At 61.0% G+C, this 19,326-nt stretch carries 16 protein-coding genes and 1 pseudogene; 10 read left to right on the top strand and 7 right to left on the bottom strand.

Going from position 1 to position 19,326, the window contains the following annotated elements; translation table 11 throughout:
* The 5 genes from ET34_RS0113790 to ET34_RS0113770 are packed head-to-tail and all read right to left on the bottom strand — an operon-like array spanning position 1 to position 7,221.
* Positions 1 to 5,562, bottom strand: coding sequence for a trifunctional serine/threonine-protein kinase/ATP-binding protein/sensor histidine kinase (locus ET34_RS0113790; RefSeq protein WP_051640542.1), 5,562 nt, complete (start codon positions 5,560 to 5,562; stop codon positions 1 to 3).
* A complete protein-coding gene (locus ET34_RS0113785) occupies positions 5,559 to 5,957 on the bottom strand; it encodes a response regulator (RefSeq protein ID WP_031522999.1) in 399 nt (132 codons plus the stop codon). The genes ET34_RS0113790 and ET34_RS0113785 overlap by 4 nt, the downstream gene beginning before the upstream one ends.
* A 15-nt stretch (positions 5,958 to 5,972) precedes the next feature.
* Positions 5,973 to 6,233 carry a XapX domain-containing protein gene (locus ET34_RS0113780; RefSeq protein ID WP_031522997.1) on the bottom strand — a complete coding sequence of 87 codons (261 nt, stop codon included), beginning with the start codon at positions 6,231 to 6,233 and terminating at the stop codon, positions 5,973 to 5,975.
* Positions 6,234 to 6,290: 57 nt separating this feature from the next.
* Positions 6,291 to 6,479 carry a DUF1427 family protein gene (locus tag ET34_RS0113775; RefSeq protein WP_031522995.1) on the bottom strand — a complete coding sequence of 63 codons (189 nt, stop codon included), beginning with the start codon at positions 6,477 to 6,479 and terminating at the stop codon, positions 6,291 to 6,293.
* 55 nt (positions 6,480 to 6,534) lie between these two features.
* A complete protein-coding gene (locus ET34_RS0113770) occupies positions 6,535 to 7,221 on the bottom strand; it encodes a hydrolase (protein ID WP_024547872.1) in 687 nt (228 codons plus the stop codon).
* Between the two features lie 242 nt (positions 7,222 to 7,463).
* On the opposite strand from ET34_RS0113770, the pseudogene ET34_RS21005 reads away from it, so the two are divergent.
* From ET34_RS21005 to ET34_RS0113745, 5 genes and pseudogenes are all read left to right on the top strand, one after another.
* Positions 7,464 to 9,334 (top strand): annotated as a pseudogene (locus ET34_RS21005) (amidohydrolase).
* A 4-nt stretch (positions 9,335 to 9,338) separates the two neighbouring features.
* Positions 9,339 to 9,746, top strand: coding sequence for a DoxX family protein (locus ET34_RS0113760; protein WP_031522993.1), 408 nt, complete (start codon positions 9,339 to 9,341; stop codon positions 9,744 to 9,746).
* On the top strand, positions 9,743 to 11,365 hold the full coding sequence (locus ET34_RS0113755; RefSeq protein ID WP_031522991.1) for an MFS transporter: 1,623 nt from the start codon (positions 9,743 to 9,745) through the stop codon (positions 11,363 to 11,365). The genes ET34_RS0113760 and ET34_RS0113755 overlap by 4 nt, the downstream gene beginning before the upstream one ends.
* A 48-nt stretch (positions 11,366 to 11,413) precedes the next feature.
* On the top strand, positions 11,414 to 12,235 hold the full coding sequence (locus tag ET34_RS0113750; RefSeq protein ID WP_031522990.1) for an alpha/beta fold hydrolase: 822 nt from the start codon (positions 11,414 to 11,416) through the stop codon (positions 12,233 to 12,235).
* A gap of 308 nt (positions 12,236 to 12,543) precedes the next feature.
* On the top strand, positions 12,544 to 13,161 hold the full coding sequence (locus tag ET34_RS0113745) for a Fic/DOC family protein (RefSeq protein ID WP_031522988.1): 618 nt from the start codon (positions 12,544 to 12,546) through the stop codon (positions 13,159 to 13,161).
* Positions 13,162 to 13,440: 279 nt separating this feature from the next.
* Here ET34_RS0113745 and ET34_RS0113740 read toward each other — a convergent pair whose 3' ends face one another.
* Positions 13,441 to 13,743 carry a putative quinol monooxygenase gene (locus tag ET34_RS0113740; RefSeq protein WP_031522986.1) on the bottom strand — a complete coding sequence of 101 codons (303 nt, stop codon included), beginning with the start codon at positions 13,741 to 13,743 and terminating at the stop codon, positions 13,441 to 13,443.
* Between the two features lie 42 nt (positions 13,744 to 13,785).
* A complete protein-coding gene (gene grxB / locus ET34_RS0113735; protein WP_031522984.1) occupies positions 13,786 to 14,421 on the bottom strand; it encodes a glutaredoxin 2 in 636 nt (211 codons plus the stop codon).
* A 208-nt stretch (positions 14,422 to 14,629) separates the two neighbouring features.
* On the opposite strand from grxB, the gene ET34_RS0113730 reads away from it, so the two are divergent.
* From ET34_RS0113730 to ET34_RS0113710, 5 genes are read left to right on the top strand one after another with little or no spacing between them, the layout of a single operon-like run.
* Entirely contained in the window at positions 14,630 to 15,622 is a 993-nt protein-coding gene (locus ET34_RS0113730; protein ID WP_031522982.1) for a LacI family DNA-binding transcriptional regulator, read from the top strand.
* 26 nt (positions 15,623 to 15,648) lie between these two features.
* Positions 15,649 to 16,653 carry an ABC transporter substrate-binding protein gene (locus ET34_RS0113725; RefSeq protein WP_031522980.1) on the top strand — a complete coding sequence of 335 codons (1,005 nt, stop codon included), beginning with the start codon at positions 15,649 to 15,651 and terminating at the stop codon, positions 16,651 to 16,653.
* Positions 16,653 to 17,543 (top strand): ABC transporter permease, encoded by an 891-nt coding sequence (locus tag ET34_RS0113720; RefSeq protein WP_031522978.1) that lies wholly within the window; start codon positions 16,653 to 16,655, stop codon positions 17,541 to 17,543. Before ET34_RS0113725 ends, ET34_RS0113720 begins: the two co-directional genes overlap by 1 nt.
* Positions 17,540 to 18,340, top strand: a complete 801-nt coding sequence (locus ET34_RS0113715) for an ABC transporter permease (RefSeq protein ID WP_031522976.1) — start codon at positions 17,540 to 17,542, stop codon at positions 18,338 to 18,340. The genes ET34_RS0113720 and ET34_RS0113715 overlap by 4 nt, the downstream gene beginning before the upstream one ends.
* Positions 18,337 to 19,320: an ABC transporter ATP-binding protein gene (locus tag ET34_RS0113710; RefSeq protein WP_031522974.1), complete on the top strand. Its 984-nt coding sequence runs from the start codon at positions 18,337 to 18,339 to the stop codon at positions 19,318 to 19,320. The genes ET34_RS0113715 and ET34_RS0113710 overlap by 4 nt, the downstream gene beginning before the upstream one ends.
* Positions 19,321 to 19,326 lie beyond the last annotated feature (6 nt).

Genomic DNA, 19,326 nt, shown 5'->3' with positions numbered 1-19,326 from the left:
TCAGTCTCCCTCGTCACCCTGTCCGGCCGCTACCGGCAGGGTGAACCAGAAGCGGCTCCCCTGCCGCTCACCGGTCTCCGCCCGCAACGTCCCCTGATGGCGCTCGATAATCGCGTGGCTGATCGTCAGCCCCATCCCCATGCCGTGCGGCTTGGTGGTGAAGAACGAATCAAATACCTTCTCCATGATGTCGGGCGGAATGCCATTTCCGGTATCGGCCACCTCAAGGCGAATCTCACCCGGCGTTGGGTTTGAGGTGGAGATGGTCAGAATGCGCGGGCGCGTCTCCACTTCCGACATGGCATCGATGGCGTTCATCATCAGATTCAGCAGCACCTGCTGGATCTGCACGCTGTCGCCGCAGAAGGTGTGCATCCGGGCATGGAGATGGTATTCCAGCGCGATATAGCGCCGCTCCATCTCGTTACGCGACAGCGCCATGATGTGCTGTGCCAGTTGGTGCAGATCCACCGCTTCGGGCGTTGGCGTCTGGTTGCGCGTCAGGGCCTGCAGGCCGCGAATGATCTCCCCGGCGCGCTGCCCTTCGCTGGCGATCTCCTCCAGCCCCACCTGCACGTTATCAAGCCGCGCCGGGTCACGCTGCAGCCAGCGCAGGCTGGCGGCGGCATTGGCCACAATCGACATCAGCGGCTGGTTGATCTCATGGGCAATCGACGCGGTAAGCTGCCCGACGGTGGTCGCCCGCGCAACGCGCGCCAGCTCGGCCTGCGCAATACGCACGGCGTCTTCGGATTCGCGGCGTGCCGTGGTGTCGGTAACGGTGCCGAAGTAATCGCTGCGCTCAGCGCCCATATCGACCGGCTCGCCCACCGCCATGATATAGCGGACGGTGCCGTCGGTGCGGACGATACGGTGCTCAATGCGCACCGGCTTGCCATAGCGCAGCTCGCTATTGATCAGCGTCTTTAAGCGGGGCATATCGTCGGGATGAATAAAGGAGATGAATTCCGGGAAGGTCATCGACTGGCGGCTCTCCGGCAGCCCGAGGATGCGCGCGTACTCCGCCGAAATAAAAATAATCCCCTGCTCCATCTCCCAGCGCCAGCTGCCGGTATGGCTGATCTGCTCGCCGAGGATCAGCGACGTCTGGCTGGCGCGCAGATCTTTCTCTACCCGACGGCGCTGAATATTCTCCTCCAGCAGTTCCGCATACAGGCGCGCGGTCTCCAGCGAGATCGCCGCCTGGGCGCTCAGCAGCGCAATCACCCGCGACTGCTCGACGGAAAACACATCTGGCATCAGGCGGTTCTCAACGTACAGCACCCCCACCAGCCGCGACTGCTTGAACATCGGCACGCAGAGTACCGCCGCGCCCGAGGCGACCAAGTAAGGATCGTGACTGAACGGGCTGAACTGCCCCGGCTTCGCGGTGCGGATCTCCTGCCCGGTGCGGATCACCGTTGCCAGCACCGATAAAGGCAGATCGGTTTCCGTCGGCGTCGCTTTCACAATCTGCACTCGCACCCCGTCGGGATGGCTTTCCGCCCGCGCTTCGATCTCTGGCACATTTTCCGGTGTGATGCGGATCAGCAGTCCGCGCTGCGCCCCGGCACGTTCAAGCAGCATGGTCATCAGGGTATCAATCAGCCGATCGACCTGGATCTCTTCCGACAGCGCCCGCGAGGCGTTAATGACGCTTTGCAGATCGCGAATTTCATCATTCGATGCGTAGCTGTGCGCCGGGAACGGCGTCGGGGTTTTTATCGGTGCCAGTGCCGGAAACTCGCGTTCAAGCTGCTGGACTTTCGCCTGCGCACCCCAGCGCCCCCAGGCGGCGATAGCCGCTTTAAGGTGCGCCCCGGCACTGGTGTGGTAGCCGCAGCCGTAAGCGAAACGCCCGGCCAGCTCGTGCGCCAGGCCGTTACAGTGATCCATGCCGACATCGCGCGATCGCTTCGCCGCCGTTTCAAACAGCTCAAGTGCCAGCGCGCGATCGCCGTCCAGCCGGGCCAGCTCGGCGCGCACCAGGGCAATTTTATCCCCGAAGTTAGCCGGATTGACGCTCGCCCAGTGCTCAACGTGCGCAACGTGGACAGCGATGCGCTGGCGATGGCGCGGCGTTACGCTGGCGCTGGTCAGCGCCCCGGTCAGGCTCAGCGCGCTGAAATAGTGGTAATCGGAGAGATGAAAATGGCCCGGTGCCGCCCAGGCAAAACCGCCGGCCTCATCAAGGCAGCGGATGGCATCGTCATATTCGCCGGCACCATAGTGCGCAATACCTTTGTAGAGCCAGTACCAGAACAGCATCAGCGGCGGCAGCGTGCCTGCATCACCGGTTTGCATCAGCTCTGCGGGTAAAAAACCGTGTCCGGTAAAGGTGCCGCGGCCGGGATCGCGCCACTGCTCAACGTACAGCCGCAGGATCGCAATCATTCTGCCGACATCCGGGAAACAGGCGCGCTCGACAAACGCCACGCAGCGGTCGAGGGTGGTCAGAATACTGTCGAGATGATCGCCCCGGGTGATGAAGTTGATCACCTGGTGACAGGCGGCAAGACAGGCGGTGGTGAGATCGCCGTGGGTAATCGCGGAGACAAAGCAGGCCCTGGCGCACTCGACGCTGTAGCTCAGCGGTTGCGTCCAGACGCTGAGCTGATCGAGCGGCAATAGCGTGCGCGCTTCAAAGCTCTGAAAGCGATGCTGGTGCACCAGATCCCGCGCCACGATGCCACACCGGTAGCCGAGATCATACGCATGATAGCGATCGCCAATCAACACGCCAAACCAGCCCAGCGCGGCGGTTGAAGCTCCGCTGACACCGTGATCGAGCGTGAGCTGCACCATCCTGCACAGCAGCAGAAAGTGCAGGCGCGGCTCTACGGCGCAGGCGGGCAGCTGGGCGCTGAGCATCAAATCCATCGCTGCTTCAGTCTCTCGATCCGCCATGACCGGGAGGGCGCCAAACACCGCCGCCGGATCGTCGCCAATGCGTACGCGCAGTGCCTGCCAGGCCTCATCACAAGCGGCGTCATCAGGGGTGTGGCTCAGCGCCATGCCAAAGCGCGTAAGCCCGGTCAGCGCCACCTCCAGCGCCTGCGCATTACTGGAATAGCGCAGGTAAATTTCCGCCAGCAGCCGGGACGCCATCGCCACCTCCGTCGCGCCGCCCGGCTGGGTCATTAAGGTCTCGCACAGGCGTGCCGCCTGGGTGAGGTTGCCCTGCATAAATTCGCACCCGGCCTCTTCCAGGCGCAGCGTAAAGGCCAGATTGTCATCGGCCTCGGGCAGGCGCTTGAGCAGCGTGTCGGCGATGCGCAGATAGCTGCGCGCGGACAACGCGTCCCCGGCGCGTCGGGCGCGCTGCGCAGCGTCCATACATAACAGCAGAAAATCGCGGTTGCGCGGGTGCACTGCCACACTCTCGATAGCGGCCCCGATATGGTAAACGGTGCGAAACAGCGTCTCGTCCTCATTCTGCTCAGCGCAGCGCGCAGCCAGCAGCATTGCGGTATCGAGGTGAAGCCGCTGCTGCTCCGCCTTACTGAGCAGCGCGAATGCCGCCTCCTGAATGCGGTCATGGGTGAAGGCCCACGCGCTGACCGACAGCGTTATCATCTGCGCCGTGACGGCAGGCTGCAGCTGTCGGCACAGCTCAGCGGCGGGCAACGCCACCATCTGGCTGAGTAACGCGGTATCGCCGCTGCCGCCGAAACACGCCAGGCTGCCAAGCAGCGTTCGGGTGTCGGACGGCAATTTTTCAAGCTGACGCAGGATCAGACTGACCACGTTTTCGGTGTAGTGCCGGGCGCGGATCTGCCCGGCATCGTAGTGCCACTTCCCGCGCAGCCGATCGGCAATCAGCAGCTCATCTTCAATCAGCTGGCGGATAAACTGACGCGCAAACAGCGGGTTACCGGCGGTTTTCTCATGCACCAGCTTCGCAAGCTCCGTCACGCTGCCGCGTCTGGCAGGCAACAGCTCCGCCAGCCAGCGGACCATCCCTTTTACGCTGAACGGTGCGGGGCGGATCTCCACGGTCCGGGTGGCGCTGGTGCGTAACAGCGAGGTGATATCATCCTGTTCGTCCCGTTGCGCCACCACCATCAGCAGCGGCAGCGTGCGGCTGTTAAGCAGCAGATGCGCCAGTAGCTGCTGGCTGGCCGGGTCGAGCCAGTGCACGTCGTCGATCAACAGCACCAGCGGACGCCCCGGCAGCGCAAAGGCTTCCACCAGGCACTGCACCATCTGGTTGAAACGCGCCCCGGCATCCTGACCGGCGATATCGGGATAACGCGGCTTCTGGCCGATCAACAGCCGCAGCTCGGGGATGAAATTCACCGCCAGCCCCGCATAGCTACCAAGCTTCGCCGTGAGACGTCCACTCCACCAGTTCACCTGTTCGCGCGGCATTCCCACCACGAGCATGATCAGTGCGCGAAACGCCGAGGCCAGCGCGGCAAAGGGCAGCACCAGATGAAATTGTTCCACCTTCCCGGATGCCATCAGGGTGTCACGGTGTTGCAGCTCACGCAGCGCAGAGCTGATAAGCGCGGTTTTGCCAATGCCCGACGGGCCGCTGATCACCGCCAGGGTAGCGCTGGCCTGCTGCTTCACGCTGTCGAACACCGCCAGCAGTTCAGCCACCTGCGGGTGATCGACCACCGGGTTATCGGTGAGGTGAAGCACCGGGGCGCGATCCTGCTGTCCGAGGGTGAAGGGCGGTACATCGCCCTGCGGCGTGAGGGTTGCCATGCAGCGACGCAGATCGGCGATAAGTCCGTCAGCGGTCTGATAGCGACGATCGGGCGTTTTCGCCAGCAGACGCAGGATCACCGCCGACACCATCTCCGGGGTATCGCTGCGCAGCCGCTGCAGCGGCCGGGGTTCGGTGGCGATATGGTGATGCGTCCACCCCTCTTCCTGGCCGACGCCAGGTTCAAACGGCAGGCTGCCGCTTAACAGCTCATACAGCACCACACCAAGGCTATAGAGATCGCTCCTGCTATCGGGGGTGTAGCGGGTTCGGGAGGTGCGCTCCGGCGCCATCCAGGCCGGCGTGCCGCTGGTGCCGGGTATTACGGCTAAGGTGGTACGCGTCCCGGTGGTGAGGCCAAAGCCCGCCAGCCGGCACTGCATGTCGTCGTCGAGGAAGAAATGCCCCGGCATGATATCGCCGTGGATTAGCCCCCGCAGATGCATCTGCCTGACCGGGGCACACAGCCGCAGCGCCAGGGTGAGAAAATCGGCGATGGTGGCGGGAGGCACGCTGCGGTGGTTAAGCGGAGTGAAGTTGAGCCTGTCGTACATCAACACATAGCGCCCGCGGTGATAAGCGCGGGCAAAGGGCTTTACCGCCCAGTCGCCCAGGTAGTGACGCAGGGTGTACTCATTCTTTAACAGCTGCGTAGCGCGGGTTTCGAGGGTTTCACAGGCCGCCATCGCAATGATGTGTTCATCATCACTCTGGGGATAACGGCAGCGTAGCCAGGTGATACACCCGTCACTGGCCACCGGGGTAAGGAGCACAGCGTCATCAAGCTCAATGCCCGGCGTTTCGGTGCCCGCCTCCGGCAGCCTGACCGTTATCCCGTAGTTATTCATGCCCTGCCCTCACCGCCTGCTGCCAGGATGCGCTCAATATGTTCCAGCAGCATATCCACATCCAGCGGCTTGCGCAAAAAAGCAACGGCTCCCAGTTCGATGGCCTGTTGATGCATCACTTCATCCCCGTGACCGGAGATAAAAATCACCGGCGGTGGCGCGGGCAACTGCAGCAGATGGGTGAACAACTCAAACCCGCTCGCGCCCTTAAGCTTGACGTCAACAATGGCCAGTACGACGCTCGCAAGCCTGGCGCTATCCCGAAGAAACGCTTCGGCGGAGTCGAAGGTATCCGTCTCGTAGCCCACGGACTGCAGCAGGTTACTCAGCCCGCTGCGGACTGCGCGTTCGTCATCGACGATGGCGATAATGGCAATGCGTGGCGGTTGCCCCATGATGTTCCTCCAGAACTACTTCACCTGTGCGTTGTTATCGGCATCGGGCGGCGGTGTCCCGCTAATTTTCGGTACGCACTCATGACGAAACCATGCCAGGGTGACGGGCTGGCCTGCCCTCAGGCGGCGGATCAGCGGAATCAGTTGCTCACCGACCAGCATGCCCAGCAGGCCACATAACGCAATCACCGGCGGTGCAGGAGAGTGTACCTGCAGCAGGGCGTAAATCGCGCCCGCCAGCACGCCGGTTATCAGTGAAACGACATATGGTTTCATCACATTTACCCCACGGGTGTCCAGAGAATATATCTATTGCCGCGCCGCAGCGGGCGCTCAGTGCAGGAAAGCAAACGTCGTCGCGGCGGCGTGCGCGAGAAAACGGCTGGTCAGCTGTTCGCCAGTCAGGATGCCAAGCAGGCCGATCAGGGCAATAGCGGGCGGTGCGGGAGAGCGCACGTTCAGCAGGGCGTAAACCATACCAATCAGCACGCCGGCTGCGGAGGAGATCAAAAAGGCGCTCATAGCCTTTCCTCTGTAGGTGAAAAAAGCCGACCGGGGTATCCGGCCGGCGGGGGGATTAGCGTGCCGGTACCGGTGCCAGCGTGCGGTGCTCGCCTTTGCTGCGGGCCGGCGCTTTGTGCACCATGGTGTAGGCGTAATCAACGCCCATGCCGTACGCACCGGAGTGCTCTTTCACGATGTTCATCACCGCGTCGTAGGTGTCACGGTGCGCCCAGTCACGCTGCCACTCCAGCATCACCTGCTGCCAGGTTACCGGGATCACGCCCACCTGGATCATGCGCTGCATGGCGAAGTCATGCGCTTCTTTTGAGGTGCCGCCGGACGCATCCGCCACCATATAAATTTCGTAGTCGCCTTCGGCGATAGCGCACAGGGAGAAGCTGTTGTTGCACACTTCGGTCCACAGACCGGCAACCACCACTTTTTTCTTACCGGTGGCTTTCAGCGCGTCACGCACTTTCTGATCGTCCCAGGAGTTCATGGAGGTACGCTCCAGAATGTCGTGGGTCGGGAACACGTCCAGCAGCTCCGGATAGGTATTGCCGGAGAAGCTTTCGGTTTCAACGGTGGTGATGATGGTCGGGATGTTGAACACTTTCGCGGCTTTCGCCAGCGCGACGGTGTTGTTTTTTAACACCTGGCGGTCAATAGACTGTACGCCGAATGCCATTTGCGGCTGATGGTCGATAAAGATGATTTGACAGTTATCGGGTGTCAACAGGTCAAGTTTAGAGTCAGTCATGATGGTATCCAATGAGGTAAAAAGCACAACATCGCCAGCACAGCCTGGCGAGCCGAAAAAGGGGTCACAACCCCGGTCTGCAGGCATGTTAGGCCGCTCAGGAAAGTGAAACTATTATCTCTATGTATAACTAGACGCCCTTTTCCCGCACTGACCATAATCCGCTCCATCGTCTGCGCCATGCTCGCTGTGTGGCCCTCACGCTTGTCCCTGTACCGGACATCCTCGTTCTGGAGAGATTTATGGTTTCGCTCAATAAAGCCGAGTTAATACTGATTAACGGCGCGTTTCATACCCTCGACCGCGAAAACCCGCTGGCGGAAGCCGCGGCGATCCGCGACGGCAAATTCCTGGAAGTCGGCAGCGTCGCCGAAGTGATGCAGCATCACGATGAAGGCACTCAGGTGGTGGATCTGAAGGGCCATACCGCTATTCCCGGCCTGAATGACTCGCACCTGCACCTGATCCGCGGCGGCCTTAACTACAACCTCGAACTGCGCTGGGAAGGTGTTCCGTCGCTGGCAGACGCGCTGCGGATGCTGAAAGAGCAGGCGCTGCGCACCCCATCCCCGCAATGGGTGCGCGTGGTCGGCGGCTGGAGCGAATTCCAGTTTGCAGAGCGCCGCATGCCGACGCTGGATGAGATCAACGAGGCCGCCCCGGACACGCCGGTATTTATCCTGCACCTGTATGACCGTGCCCTGCTCAACCGCGCCGCGCTGCGCGTGGTGGGTTACACCAAAGATACCCCGAACCCGCCAGGCGGTGAGATCCAGCGCGACGGCAACGGTAACCCGACCGGCATGCTGATTGCCCGCCCGAACGCCATGATCCTCTACTCGACGCTGGCCAAAGGGCCGAAGCTGCCGCTGGAGCAGCAGGTGAACTCCACGCGCCAGTTCATGCGTGAGCTGAACCGTCTGGGCCTGACCAGCGCCATCGACGCCGGCGGCGGGTTCCAGAACTACCCGGACGATTACGAAGTGATCAGCGAACTGCATGCGAAAAAGCAGCTCACGATTCGTATCGCCTACAACCTGTTTACCCAGCGTCCCGGCCATGAGCTGGAAGACTTTGAGAAGTGGACCGATATGCTGACGCCGGGCCAGGGCAGCGATTTCTATCGCCACAACGGCGCGGGTGAAATGCTGGTGTTCTCTGCCGCCGACTTTGAAGACTTCCTGGAGCCGCGTCCGGATCTGGCCCCGGGGATGGAAGATGAGCTGGAACGCGTGGTGCGCCATCTGGTTGAGCACCGCTGGCCGTTCCGCCTGCACGCGACCTACAACGAATCCATCAGCCGCATGCTCGATGTGTTTGAGAAAGTAAACCGCGAGATCCCGTTCAACGGCCTGCACTGGTTCTTTGACCACGCGGAAACCATCACCGAAGCCAACATCGAACGCGTAAAAGCGCTGGGCGGCGGCATTGCCGTGCAGCACCGTATGGCGTTCCAGGGGGAATACTTTGCCGAGCGTTACGGCATCGACGCTACGCGCCATACGCCGCCGGTTGCGAAAATGCTTGAGGCCGGGGTTCCGGTGGGCCTGGGCACCGATGCCACCCGCGTCGCCAGCTATAACCCGTGGACCGCGCTCTACTGGCTGGTTTCCGGTCGCACCGTCGGCGGCATGCAGATGTATGACGTCAATGCCCGTCTCGACCGCGATACCGCCCTGCAACTCTGGACGCACGGCAGCGCCTGGTTCTCCAGCGAACAAGGCAAGAAAGGCCTGATCAAAGCGGGCCAGCTGGCGGATATGGTGATCCTGTCGAAAGACTACTTCCGCGTACCGGAAGAGGAGATCAAAGGCATCGAATCCGTACTGACCATTGTTGACGGCGAGATCGTCTACGCCGCCGGCACCTTCGGCCCGCTGGCGCCGCCGTCAATTCCGGTGCTGCCGGACTGGTCACCGGTAGTCAACGTGCCGGGTCACTACCGTAGCGCACCGCCGCAGGCAGCCCGCGTCGGTATGGCACAGGTTACCACTGCAGCGGCCCGTGTGGCGTCCACCAGCACTCCCATGATGTAGCGCGTCGCTCCGATGTTCCGGTCTCAGACGATAACGCCTTCTGGGGCGCGCTCGGCTGCAGCTGCTTTGCGTTCTGATGCCATGAAGACCCATACCCTTAACGCCGTTCCGCCCCTGCTCGATCCGGGGCTGTTTTTCCTGCGCATCTCCGGCGCGCTGCTGCTGTTCTACGTGCACGGCCTGCCGAAAGTGCTGCACTACAGTGCCGAGCTGATACGCATTGAAGATCCGTTTGGCTTCGGGCCGCACGTCAGCCTGCTGGAGGCGATTCTGGCGGAGGTCATCTGCCCGGTGCTGATTGCCCTGGGCGTGTTCACCCGCCTCGCCTGCCTGCCGATCATCGTCGTGCTGCTGGTGGCGATGCTGGCAGTGCATCCCGGCTGGAGCATCGCCGAAGGGCAGTTCGGCTGGCTGCTGCTGATTATCTTCACCACCATTGCGCTGTGCGGTCCTGGCCGCTGGCGCATCCGTACCGGAGGTCGCGCATGACCAATGCCGATGAAAGCTTCAGTCGCGTACCGCAGGAAGTCGCGCCACCAGTCCCCACCAGCTCAACCTGGAGTCCGCTGCGCGTGCCGGTGTTCCGTATGCTGTGGATCGCCACCGTGGTGTCCAACATCGGCTCGTGGATGAGCGATGTCGGCACCAGCTGGATGATGCTGTCGCTCAGCCCCAATCCGCTGTGGGTGGCGTTGGTGCAGGCCGCCAGCAGCCTGCCGATGTTCCTGTTCGCCCTGCCCTCCGGCGTAATGGCGGACATTATCGATCGCCGCCGCTATCTGCTCTTCTCCCAGCTGTGGATGTTTATCGTGGCCATTGGGTTGAGCGCGCTGGCGCTCACCGGCCAGGTCACGCCGCTGGTGCTGCTGATCTCCACCTTCCTGCTCAGCACCGGCGCGGCCATGAGTTCGCCGCCGTTCCAGGCCATCGTGCCGGATCTGGTGAGCAAGAAGGAGCTGGCCCCGGCGATTGCCCTGAACTCGCTGGGCATCAACATCAGCCGCGCCATCGGCCCGGCGCTCGGGGGGTTGATCCTGTCGTTCGCTGGCCCCTGGGTGGTGTTCCTGCTTAACGCGCTGTCAGTGCTGGGGGTGGGGATTGTGCTCTGGCGCTGGAAGGCCGAGCCGAGCGTGCAGAAGCTGCCGCCGGAACACTTCTTCTCCGCAGTGCGCGCCGGGCTGCGCTACGTCCATGCCGCCCCGGTGCTGCGCAACGTGCTGGTGCGTACCGTGGCGTTCTTCCTGTTCGCCAGCGCCGGCTGGGCGCTGCTGCCGCTGGTAGCACGCCGCGAGCTGGGGCTAGGACCGGGCGAGTACGGCATTATGCTGGCGTCGATTGGTCTGGGTGCGATCTGCGGTGCGATGCTGCTCCCGCGGCTGCGGGCGACGCTCAACCCGGATCGCCTGATGGTGCTGGCGAGCCTGCTGTTTGCCCTCACCATGCTGGCGCTGGCGTTCGTGCGCCACTTCTGGCTGCTGACCGCGCTGGAGTTTTTCACCGGCACGGCGTGGATTGCGGTGCTCTCGACGCTCAACGTCGGGGCGCAGCGCAGCGCTGCACGTTGGGTGAAAGCCCGCGCGCTGGCGGTCTACCTGACGGTATTTTTCGGCTCGATGACGCTGGGCAGCGCGGTCTGGGGCCAGCTGGCGGCGCTGTTCTCTATTCCGCTCTCGCTGTGCCTGGCCGCAGGCGGCATGGTGCTGGCCAGCGCCACGGTGCTGCGCTGGCGGCTGGATAAAGATCCCGAGCTGAATCTCGACAGTCACGTTGAAGCGGGTGCGGCAGAGCTGGCGGTGGCGCACGAGCGTGGCCCGGTGATGGTGGCGATTGAATATCAGATTGATCCACAACAGGCGCCGGCATTTATCGCGGCGATTCAGGAGCTGCGCCGGGTACGCCGCCGCGGCGGTGCCATGACTTGGTCGGTGTACGAAGATATCCAGCAGCCCGGCACCTTCGTGGAAACCTTTGTCGTGGGATCGTGGATTGAGCATCTGCGCCAGCACGAGCGCCACAGCGAAAATGACTATGTGATCCAGAGCCGCGTCAGAGCGTTTCAGCGGGGTGAAGCAACTCCGATTGTGCGCCACCTGGTCGCGCCGGAGTGAATCACCTGCTAAGTGTTTACAGACAACCACAGAGGAGTGCAGCGCATTATGAGTACGTTCAAAGCTAAAGACGGCACGCAGATTTATTACAAAGACTGGGGTTCAGGCAAACCGGTTCTGTTCAGCCACGGCTGGCCGCTGGATGGCGATATGTGGGACAGCCAGATGAACTTCCTGGCGGAGCGCGGCTACCGTGCGATCGCTTTTGACCGCCGCGGCTTTGGTCGCTCCGATCAGCCGTGGGAAGGCTACAACTACGACACCTTCGCCTCCGACATCAACGACCTGATTACCCATCTGGATCTGCAGGACGTGACGCTGGTGGGCTTCTCCATGGGCGGCGGCGACGTGACCCGTTATATCGGCACGTACGGCACCGCCCGCGTGGCTGGCCTGGCGCTGCTGGGCGCGGTAACGCCGATCTTCGGTAAAACCGACGATCATCCACAGGGCGTTGATAAGAGCGTGTTCGACGGCATCAAGGACGGGTTGCGTAAAGATCGCGCCCAGTTCATCAGCGACTTCGCGACCCCGTTCTTTGGTCTGAACGCGGGCCAGACGGTCTCTGAAGGCGCGCTGACCCAGACGCTGAACATCGCGCTGCTGGCTTCGCTGAAGGGGACGCTCGACTGCGTCACCGCGTTCTCAGAAACCGACTTCCGCGGCGACGTGGCGAAGGTTGACGTTCCGACGCTGGTGATCCACGGCAGCAACGACCAGATCGTCCCGTTCGAGGCCACCGGTAAGCTTTCCGCCGAACTGATTTCTGGTGCCGAGTTGAAAGTCTACGACAACGCACCGCACGGCTTTGCCGTTACCCATCAGGATCAGCTGAACAACGATCTGCTGGCGTTTCTGCAGAAGCTGTAAGGCGTTCACGAAATAAGATTCACCAGAAGGCGCCTGCGGGCGCCTTTTTTACGCGCGCGGCCTTCACAGTTTCCATATTGTCAACTGACGTTAAAACACATGCAGGCGCTGGCGAAACGGTTTGACCTGCCGGTTAGCGCATTTGTTGAATAATACATTTGTATTTCAGGGGCTATAACGGCCCCTGCAACCTGCTCGTTAACCAGCATTACCATGCTCCTTCATCCTGATAATAATCAATGTTCCCGCTTACAGCACGTAATAGCCTTAACGCTCAGCCGTCTGGCCTGATGACAAAGGGAATGTCTGTGAGCAAATATCGCATCACCAACGATGAAGGATATTTTACCTTCGATGAACAAGCGCATGTGTTAGCCAATAAACTTAATATCATTGATGCTGAGGAGATTAACGAGGTAGAACTCATTTTGCTGGAAAAACTTTATGTACATGTGTTTGAACAGCACTTCCCACGTGGAAAAATAACCATAGCTTTGCTTAAAAGATGGCATCTTCAATGGTTAGGGAATATTTATACATGGGCTGGAAAAATACGGACGGTAAATCTCAGTAAGAGTAACTTTCTTTTTGCTGCCGCTGCCCGCTTGCTGTTCCTTCTTCGCGGATTCGAGAATCAGTTTCTCGCTAAATACACGCCATGCTCTGGTATGACCCGGGAACAAACCATTAGAGCAATCGCTGCTGTGCACGTTGAACTCATTATTATTCATCCATTCAGGGAAGGTAATGGTCGTCTGGCTCGTCTCCTGGCAGATGTTATGGCTGTGCAGGCCGGATTTACGCCCCTCGATTACCATGCATGGGAGAAAAAGAAAGATCAGTACATCACTGCCATTCATGCAGGCATGAATATGGAATATGGTTTGATGGAAGAATTAGTAAATGAGGCAATACGAAACGATTAATTTGCCAGTCGTAAATGAGCTAATTTATCGCGCAGCGCATCAAGCGTCGTTTTCACCTGTTCAGGTGACTGTTCGGTTTCGATAGCGGTCGAGGTTACTACGCTTCGTATCAACCGTTCACGAGAGGGCTGGATGTAACTTGTCGTCTTTTTTCTGGCACGCATAGCGCTGCTCCCCCTGGGTATCATGAAGACATGCATGAAGTATATGACAGATCAGCGTGATGGCGCTGCTATTTCTCTTAGCAAGAGTTAATGGCCCCCGCAGGAGCCATTATTCTTACTTCGCAGCACCACCCGCCATTTTCTCCAGCGCGATAATGTCTGAGCTTTCGATATACTGCGGCAGTTCGGCAAACAGCGTGGCGATGTGCGGCGCCTCGATGTGTTTTTGCAGCAGCTCGCGGCTCTGCCACTCTTCGGTCCAGACGAAGCGACGCGGATTTTCACTGTCGCGGTTCAGCTGGTAGCTGATGCACCCTTCTTCCGTCAGCGTGGTATCAATCACCGCGCGGAACATCGCTTCGACGGTCTGCTCGGCGCCAGGTTTGGCAACAAAAATTGCAACAACAGGTACGGTCATGGTCTTCTCCAGTTGATGAATGGGATAGTGGCTGACCCGGCGTTAGCGGGCCTGATCGGATAGCAGCGACACCTTCGACTGCACCGCCATATTGACGGTATAGCCCGTTACCGAAGGGCCAAATTCAATGCCTTTGACGATGCTCAGCGAACGCAGCAGCGGGAACAGGATGAAGTCGCTGGTATCGATCTGCTCGCGGTCCGCCACCAGCGGCTCCAGCTCGCGCAGCTTCTGGTTCATCTCGTCCAGCAGCTCCGGCGTGCTGGCCATCAGGGTTTTCATGCTGCCGAAGGCTTTTTCTTCCCGCGCCAGATAGGCGGCACGGGCGTCTGGCGTAGCCAGCTCAGGAAATTCGCCTTGGGTAAAGCGCGGGATCGCCAGCTTAAACAGCGGGCCGGTGGCGGCTTTGGTCCAGGCCTCAATCTGCGGATCGACCGGCGCATCGGTAATACGTTCGCCGCTAAGGCCATCGACGTACTTCACGATATCCATGCTTTCGCCCATAAAGCTGCCGTCGTCTTTTTCAAGGATCGGCACCATTTTGCGCCCGACCATACGGGTTGGCGTCTCAGCGTCGCCCTCCATGATGATGACTTTTTCGAACGGGATATTTTTCAGACCGAAAATCATTTGCCCGCGCACGCAGAACGGACAGTGTTCGTAGATATGAAGCTTCATTACTCTCTCCCTGTCAGTGTCAAATAAACAGCCATTACTCATCAATTACTTACAAAATAGTAACGCGTTCAATCATCAAGGCAAGCCGAAATATTTTTAGGTGCTTTACGACATCCTTTCGTCATCTTCCCGTCATCGGACTGACATCTGCGCCGCGCAGGATAAGCCGCAAATGAGATCGATCTCATTCCTGATAACGAGAGAGCGCATGACCGATTTACTGAGCGTTGCCCGTCTTGCCGGCGTCTCCCGCGCCACTGCCGCCCGGGCCTTTTCCGAGCCGGAAAAAGTGCGGGAAGCAACGCGCAACAAAGTGTTTGCTGCCTCCGAAAGCCTTGGTTTTCGCCCCAACTACGTGGCACGCCAGTTGCGCACCCAGTCAACGCGCATTATCGGCGTGATGTTGCCGACCCTCAGTAATCCGGTCTTCAGCGAGCAGTTACAGGGGATGGAACATCTGGCGCGTGAACACGGCTATGCGCTGATGGTCGCCACCACCGATTACGACACCCGGCGCGAATCCGCGGTGCTGGAAAACCTGCTGCGTCAGCGGGTGGATGGCCTGGTGTTGACGGTGGCCGACGCCCGGCACAGCGCCTGCCTTGCGCTGCTGGAGCAGGAGCCGCTGCCGGCGGTGCTGGTGCATAACCCCAGCGCGACAAACTTCATCACCATCAGCGTCGATAACCAGCGCGCTATGCAGCATGCGACACAACAGCTGCTGACGCTGGGTCATACCCGCATCGGCATGATCGCCGGGCCGGTACAGCAATCTGACCGCGCGCAGCTGCGCTACCAGGGCTATTGCGGGGCGATGCGTGATGCCGGGCTGACACCGTTGCCGCTTATGGAGATGGCGCACCACACCCGGATTGATGCCGGACGGCTGGCCGCGCTGATTGCCGAGCATGCGCTCACTGCCCTGCTCTGCTCCAACGATCTGCTGGCGCTCAGCGCCATTGGCAGCCTGCAGCGGCTGGGCTATGCGGTGCCGGAACAGATTTCGGTGGTCGGTTTTGACGGCATTGCGCTGGGGGAGATGGTCTGCCCGGCGCTGTGCTCGGTTGTACAGCCGCAGCGGGAGCTGGGCGCCATCGCCATGGAGAGCCTGATGAACCTGATTCAGGGCGTGGAAACCCCTTCACGCATTCTTGATTTTACGCTGCGCCGCGGTGAGAGCATCGCTCCGGCGCGCTTTTGATGTTTGACCAACACCAGGGAAACACCATGAAAAAGTCCACTATTGCTTCACTGTGCCTCGCCAGCGCCGTTCTGCTGTCGTCCCAGGCGCAGGCCGCGTCCGCCATCTGCTACAACTGCCCGCCAGAGTGGGCCGACTGGGGAACGCAGCTGAAAGCGATCGCCAAAGATACCGGCATTGTGGTGCCGCAGGACAACAAAAACTCCGGCCAGGCGCTGGCGCAGATCGTCGCCGAAAAAGCGCAGCCGGTTGCTGATGTGGTCTATCTCGGCATTACCTTCGGCATTCAGGCGGCAAAGTCTGAGGTGCTGGACAGCTACAAACCGGCGGGCTGGGACACCCTTCCGGCGGACATGAAAGATCCGGACGGCAAATGGGTGGCGCTGCACTCCGGCACCATCGGCTTTATGGTTAACGTCGATGCCCTGAACGGCGCGCCGGTGCCGCAATCGTGGGACGATCTGCTGAAGCCCGAGTACAAAGGCATGGTGGGCTATCTCGATCCGGCCAGCGCCTTCGTTGGCTACGCAGCCGCCACCGCGGCGAACCTCGCCAAAGGCGGCACGCTCAACGACTTCACACCGGGCATTAATTACTTTAAGCAACTGAGTAAAAACAGCCCGATCGTGCCGAAGCAGACCGCCTACGCGCGCGTGCTGTCAGGCGAGATCCCGATCCTGCTGGATTACGACTTCAACGCCTACCGTGCGAAGTACAAAGATAAAGCCAACATCGCGTTTGTGATCCCGAAAGAGGGCAGCATCAAGGTGCCTTACGTGATTAGCCTGGTGAAGAACGCACCGCACGCGGCGGAAGGAAAAAAAGTGATCGACTACGTGCTGTCGGATCGCGGTCAGGCAATCTGGGCGAACGCCTGGCTGCGCCCGGTGCGCGAGAGCGCCATGTCTGAGCAGGCCAAAGCGCAGTTCCTGCCGGACAGCGATTACGCCCGCGCCCGCACCGTTAACTATCAGCAGATGGCTGATGCGCAAAAAGCCTTCTCGGCGCAGTACCTGAGCGAGGTGAAGTAATGTCGTTGTCCTGGCAGAGTGCCGCGTCGCCCATCCGTGAAGGGGGGCGACCACCCCGCCGGATGCGCAACCCGCTGCCGCGTGCAGTGCTGTTCGCTTTCGTTCCGGCGCTGACGGTGTTTGTCGCTTTCTGGCTTATTCCGTTTGGCTGGCTGGTGGTGCTCGGCACGATGCCGGACAGCAGTTCGCAGCAGAACGCCTACTGGACGGTGCTGGCTAACCCGCGCTATCTGGAAAGTCTGGGGATCACCCTGCTGCTGTCGGCCGCCGTGTCGGTGGCAGCAGTGGCTGTCTCTGCGGTGGTGGCCTGTTTTCTGGCGCGCCATGCGGTGCCCGGCAAAGGGCTGCTGCTGGCGCTGCTCACCTTCCCGCTGGCCTTCCCCGGCGTGGTGGTGGGCTTTCTTATCATTATGCTTGGCGGGCGGCAGGGGTTGTTTTCCCAGCTCGGTGCCGCGCTGACCGGCGATCGCTGGACCTTCGCCTACAGCCTCGGTGGCCTGTTTCTGGGTTACCTCTACTTTTCCATCCCGCGCGTGGTGATGACGCTGGTCGCCGCCTGCGAAAACCTTGACCGCAGCCTTGAGGAAGCGGCCCGTTCGCTGGGTGCCGGCAGCTGGCGCATCGTGCGCGACGTGATCGTTCCCGGCCTCGCGCCGGCCCTGCTCTCCAGCTGCGCCATCTGCTTTGCCACCAGCATGGGAGCGTTCGGCACCGCCTTTACGCTTGGCACCGAACTGACCGTGCTGCCGCTGACTATTTACGGTGAATTCACCAACTATGCCAACTTCGCCACCGCCGCGGCGCTGTCGGTGATCATGGGGCTGGTTACCTGGGGGGCGCTGCTGCTGGCGCGCCGTTTCTCCGGCACAACCGTGGGGAGCACGCTGTGAATCGTCCGCTGTTATTTTCGCTTCAGCTGGGGCTGACCCTGCTGGTATGCCTGTTTCTGCTGGTACCAATCGGTATGTCGGTGCTGGCGGGCTTTACCGAAAACTACTTTGTTGGCCTGAAAAGCGGCCTGACGCTGCGCTGGATCGACGAAGTCTGGGCGCTCTACGCCCCGACCTTCTGGCTGTCGCTCGGCATCGCGCTGGCGTGCCTGGTTTGCACCGTGGTGATTGGCGTGCCCGCTGCCTGGGCGCTGCTGAAAAGCCCGTCGCGGCTGGCGGGCTGGATTGAAGAGTGCCTGATGCTGCCCGTGGCGATCCCGGGGCTGGCGACGGCGCTGGGGCTGCTGCTGGTTTACGGCGGCGTGCAGGGGCTGCGCAGCAGCTGGGGGTTTATCCTCATCGGCCACGTGCTGTTCACCCTGCCGTTTATGGTGCGCCCGGTGCTGGCGGTGATGAAAGCCATTGATGTTCGTTCTATGGAAGAAGCCGCGGCCAGCCTCGGGGCCGGCACCCTGAATCGGTTTCTCACCGTGGTGGTGCCGAACTGCCTCAGCGGCGTGCTGGCCGGGGCGTTTATGGTGATCACCCTGTCGATTGGCGAGTTCAACATCACCTGGATGCTGCACACGCCGCTGACCAAAACCCTGCCGGTAGGCCTGGCGGACAGCTACGCCTCAATGCGTCTCGAAATCGGCTCCGCCTATACCACGCTGTTTTTAGTGATGATCATTCCGCTGCTGCTGGCGATGCACCTGATAAGCCGCCCGCGCCGCCGTAACAAAGAGAGCACTTCATGACGCTTCCCGTATCTATCCGCCTGCGCCAGTGCGCACGCACCTTCGGGCGCGACCATACCGCGCTGCATCCGCTGGATCTTACCGTTGAGCCCGGCGAAACCCTGGTACTGCTCGGCCCGTCAGGCTGCGGCAAAACCACAACGCTGCGCATTATCAGCGGCCTGGAGCGCTGCGATCCCGGCGGTAGCGTCTGGTTCGACGAGCGCAACGTCACCGCCCTGCCGATTGAGAAACGCAATGTCGGGATGGTGTTCCAGAACTATGCGCTGTTTCCCAACCTCAACGTGGCGCAGAACGTCGGCTATGGCCTGCGCATTCAGCGCCTGCCGGAGAGCGAGATACGCCAGCGTGTTGGCGAGATGCTGGAGATGGTAGACCTGAGTAGTTTCGCCGACCGTCCGGTGCAGGCGCTCTCCGGCGGGCAAAAGCAGCGCGTGTCGCTGGCCCGCGCACTGGCGGCGCGTCCGAAGGTGCTGCTGTTTGATGAGCCACTCGCCGCGCTGGATGCGCGTCTGCGCGACAAGCTGCGCGAGGATATCGGCACGCTGCTCGGCACGCTCGGCATCACTGCGGTGTATGTCACCCACGATCAGCAGGAAGCGATGGCGCTGGGCGACCGCATTGCGGTGATGCGCCACGGCCAGATTGAGCAGATCGGCACCCCGCGTGAGATCTACCACCATCCGGCAACCCCCTTCGTGGCGGACTTTGTGGGCACGGTAAATCGTCTGACGTTGCCTGGCGGCGAATTCTACTGCCGCCCCGAGGATATTCACCTCGGCGAGCTCGGCGGTGCATTGCTGGAAGGCCGCGTACTGCACAGCACCTTCTTTGGTCAGAGCCAGCGCGTGCGGGTTGAGCTGGCCCCTGGCCGCGATGTGCAGGTTGACTGCCCGGCGCGCGAGCGCTGGAGCCCCGGCCAGCAGGTTGGCTTACACGCCAGCCCGCACAGCCTGTTTGATATTTCATCCCCCTCCTGAGGAGTT

It is taken from the genome of Siccibacter colletis (assembly GCF_000696575.1).
Classification (GTDB): domain Bacteria; phylum Pseudomonadota; class Gammaproteobacteria; order Enterobacterales; family Enterobacteriaceae; genus Siccibacter; species Siccibacter colletis.
The sequence above is the reverse complement of the archived record's forward strand: the minus strand, read 5'-3'. Positions and strand labels throughout refer to the sequence as shown.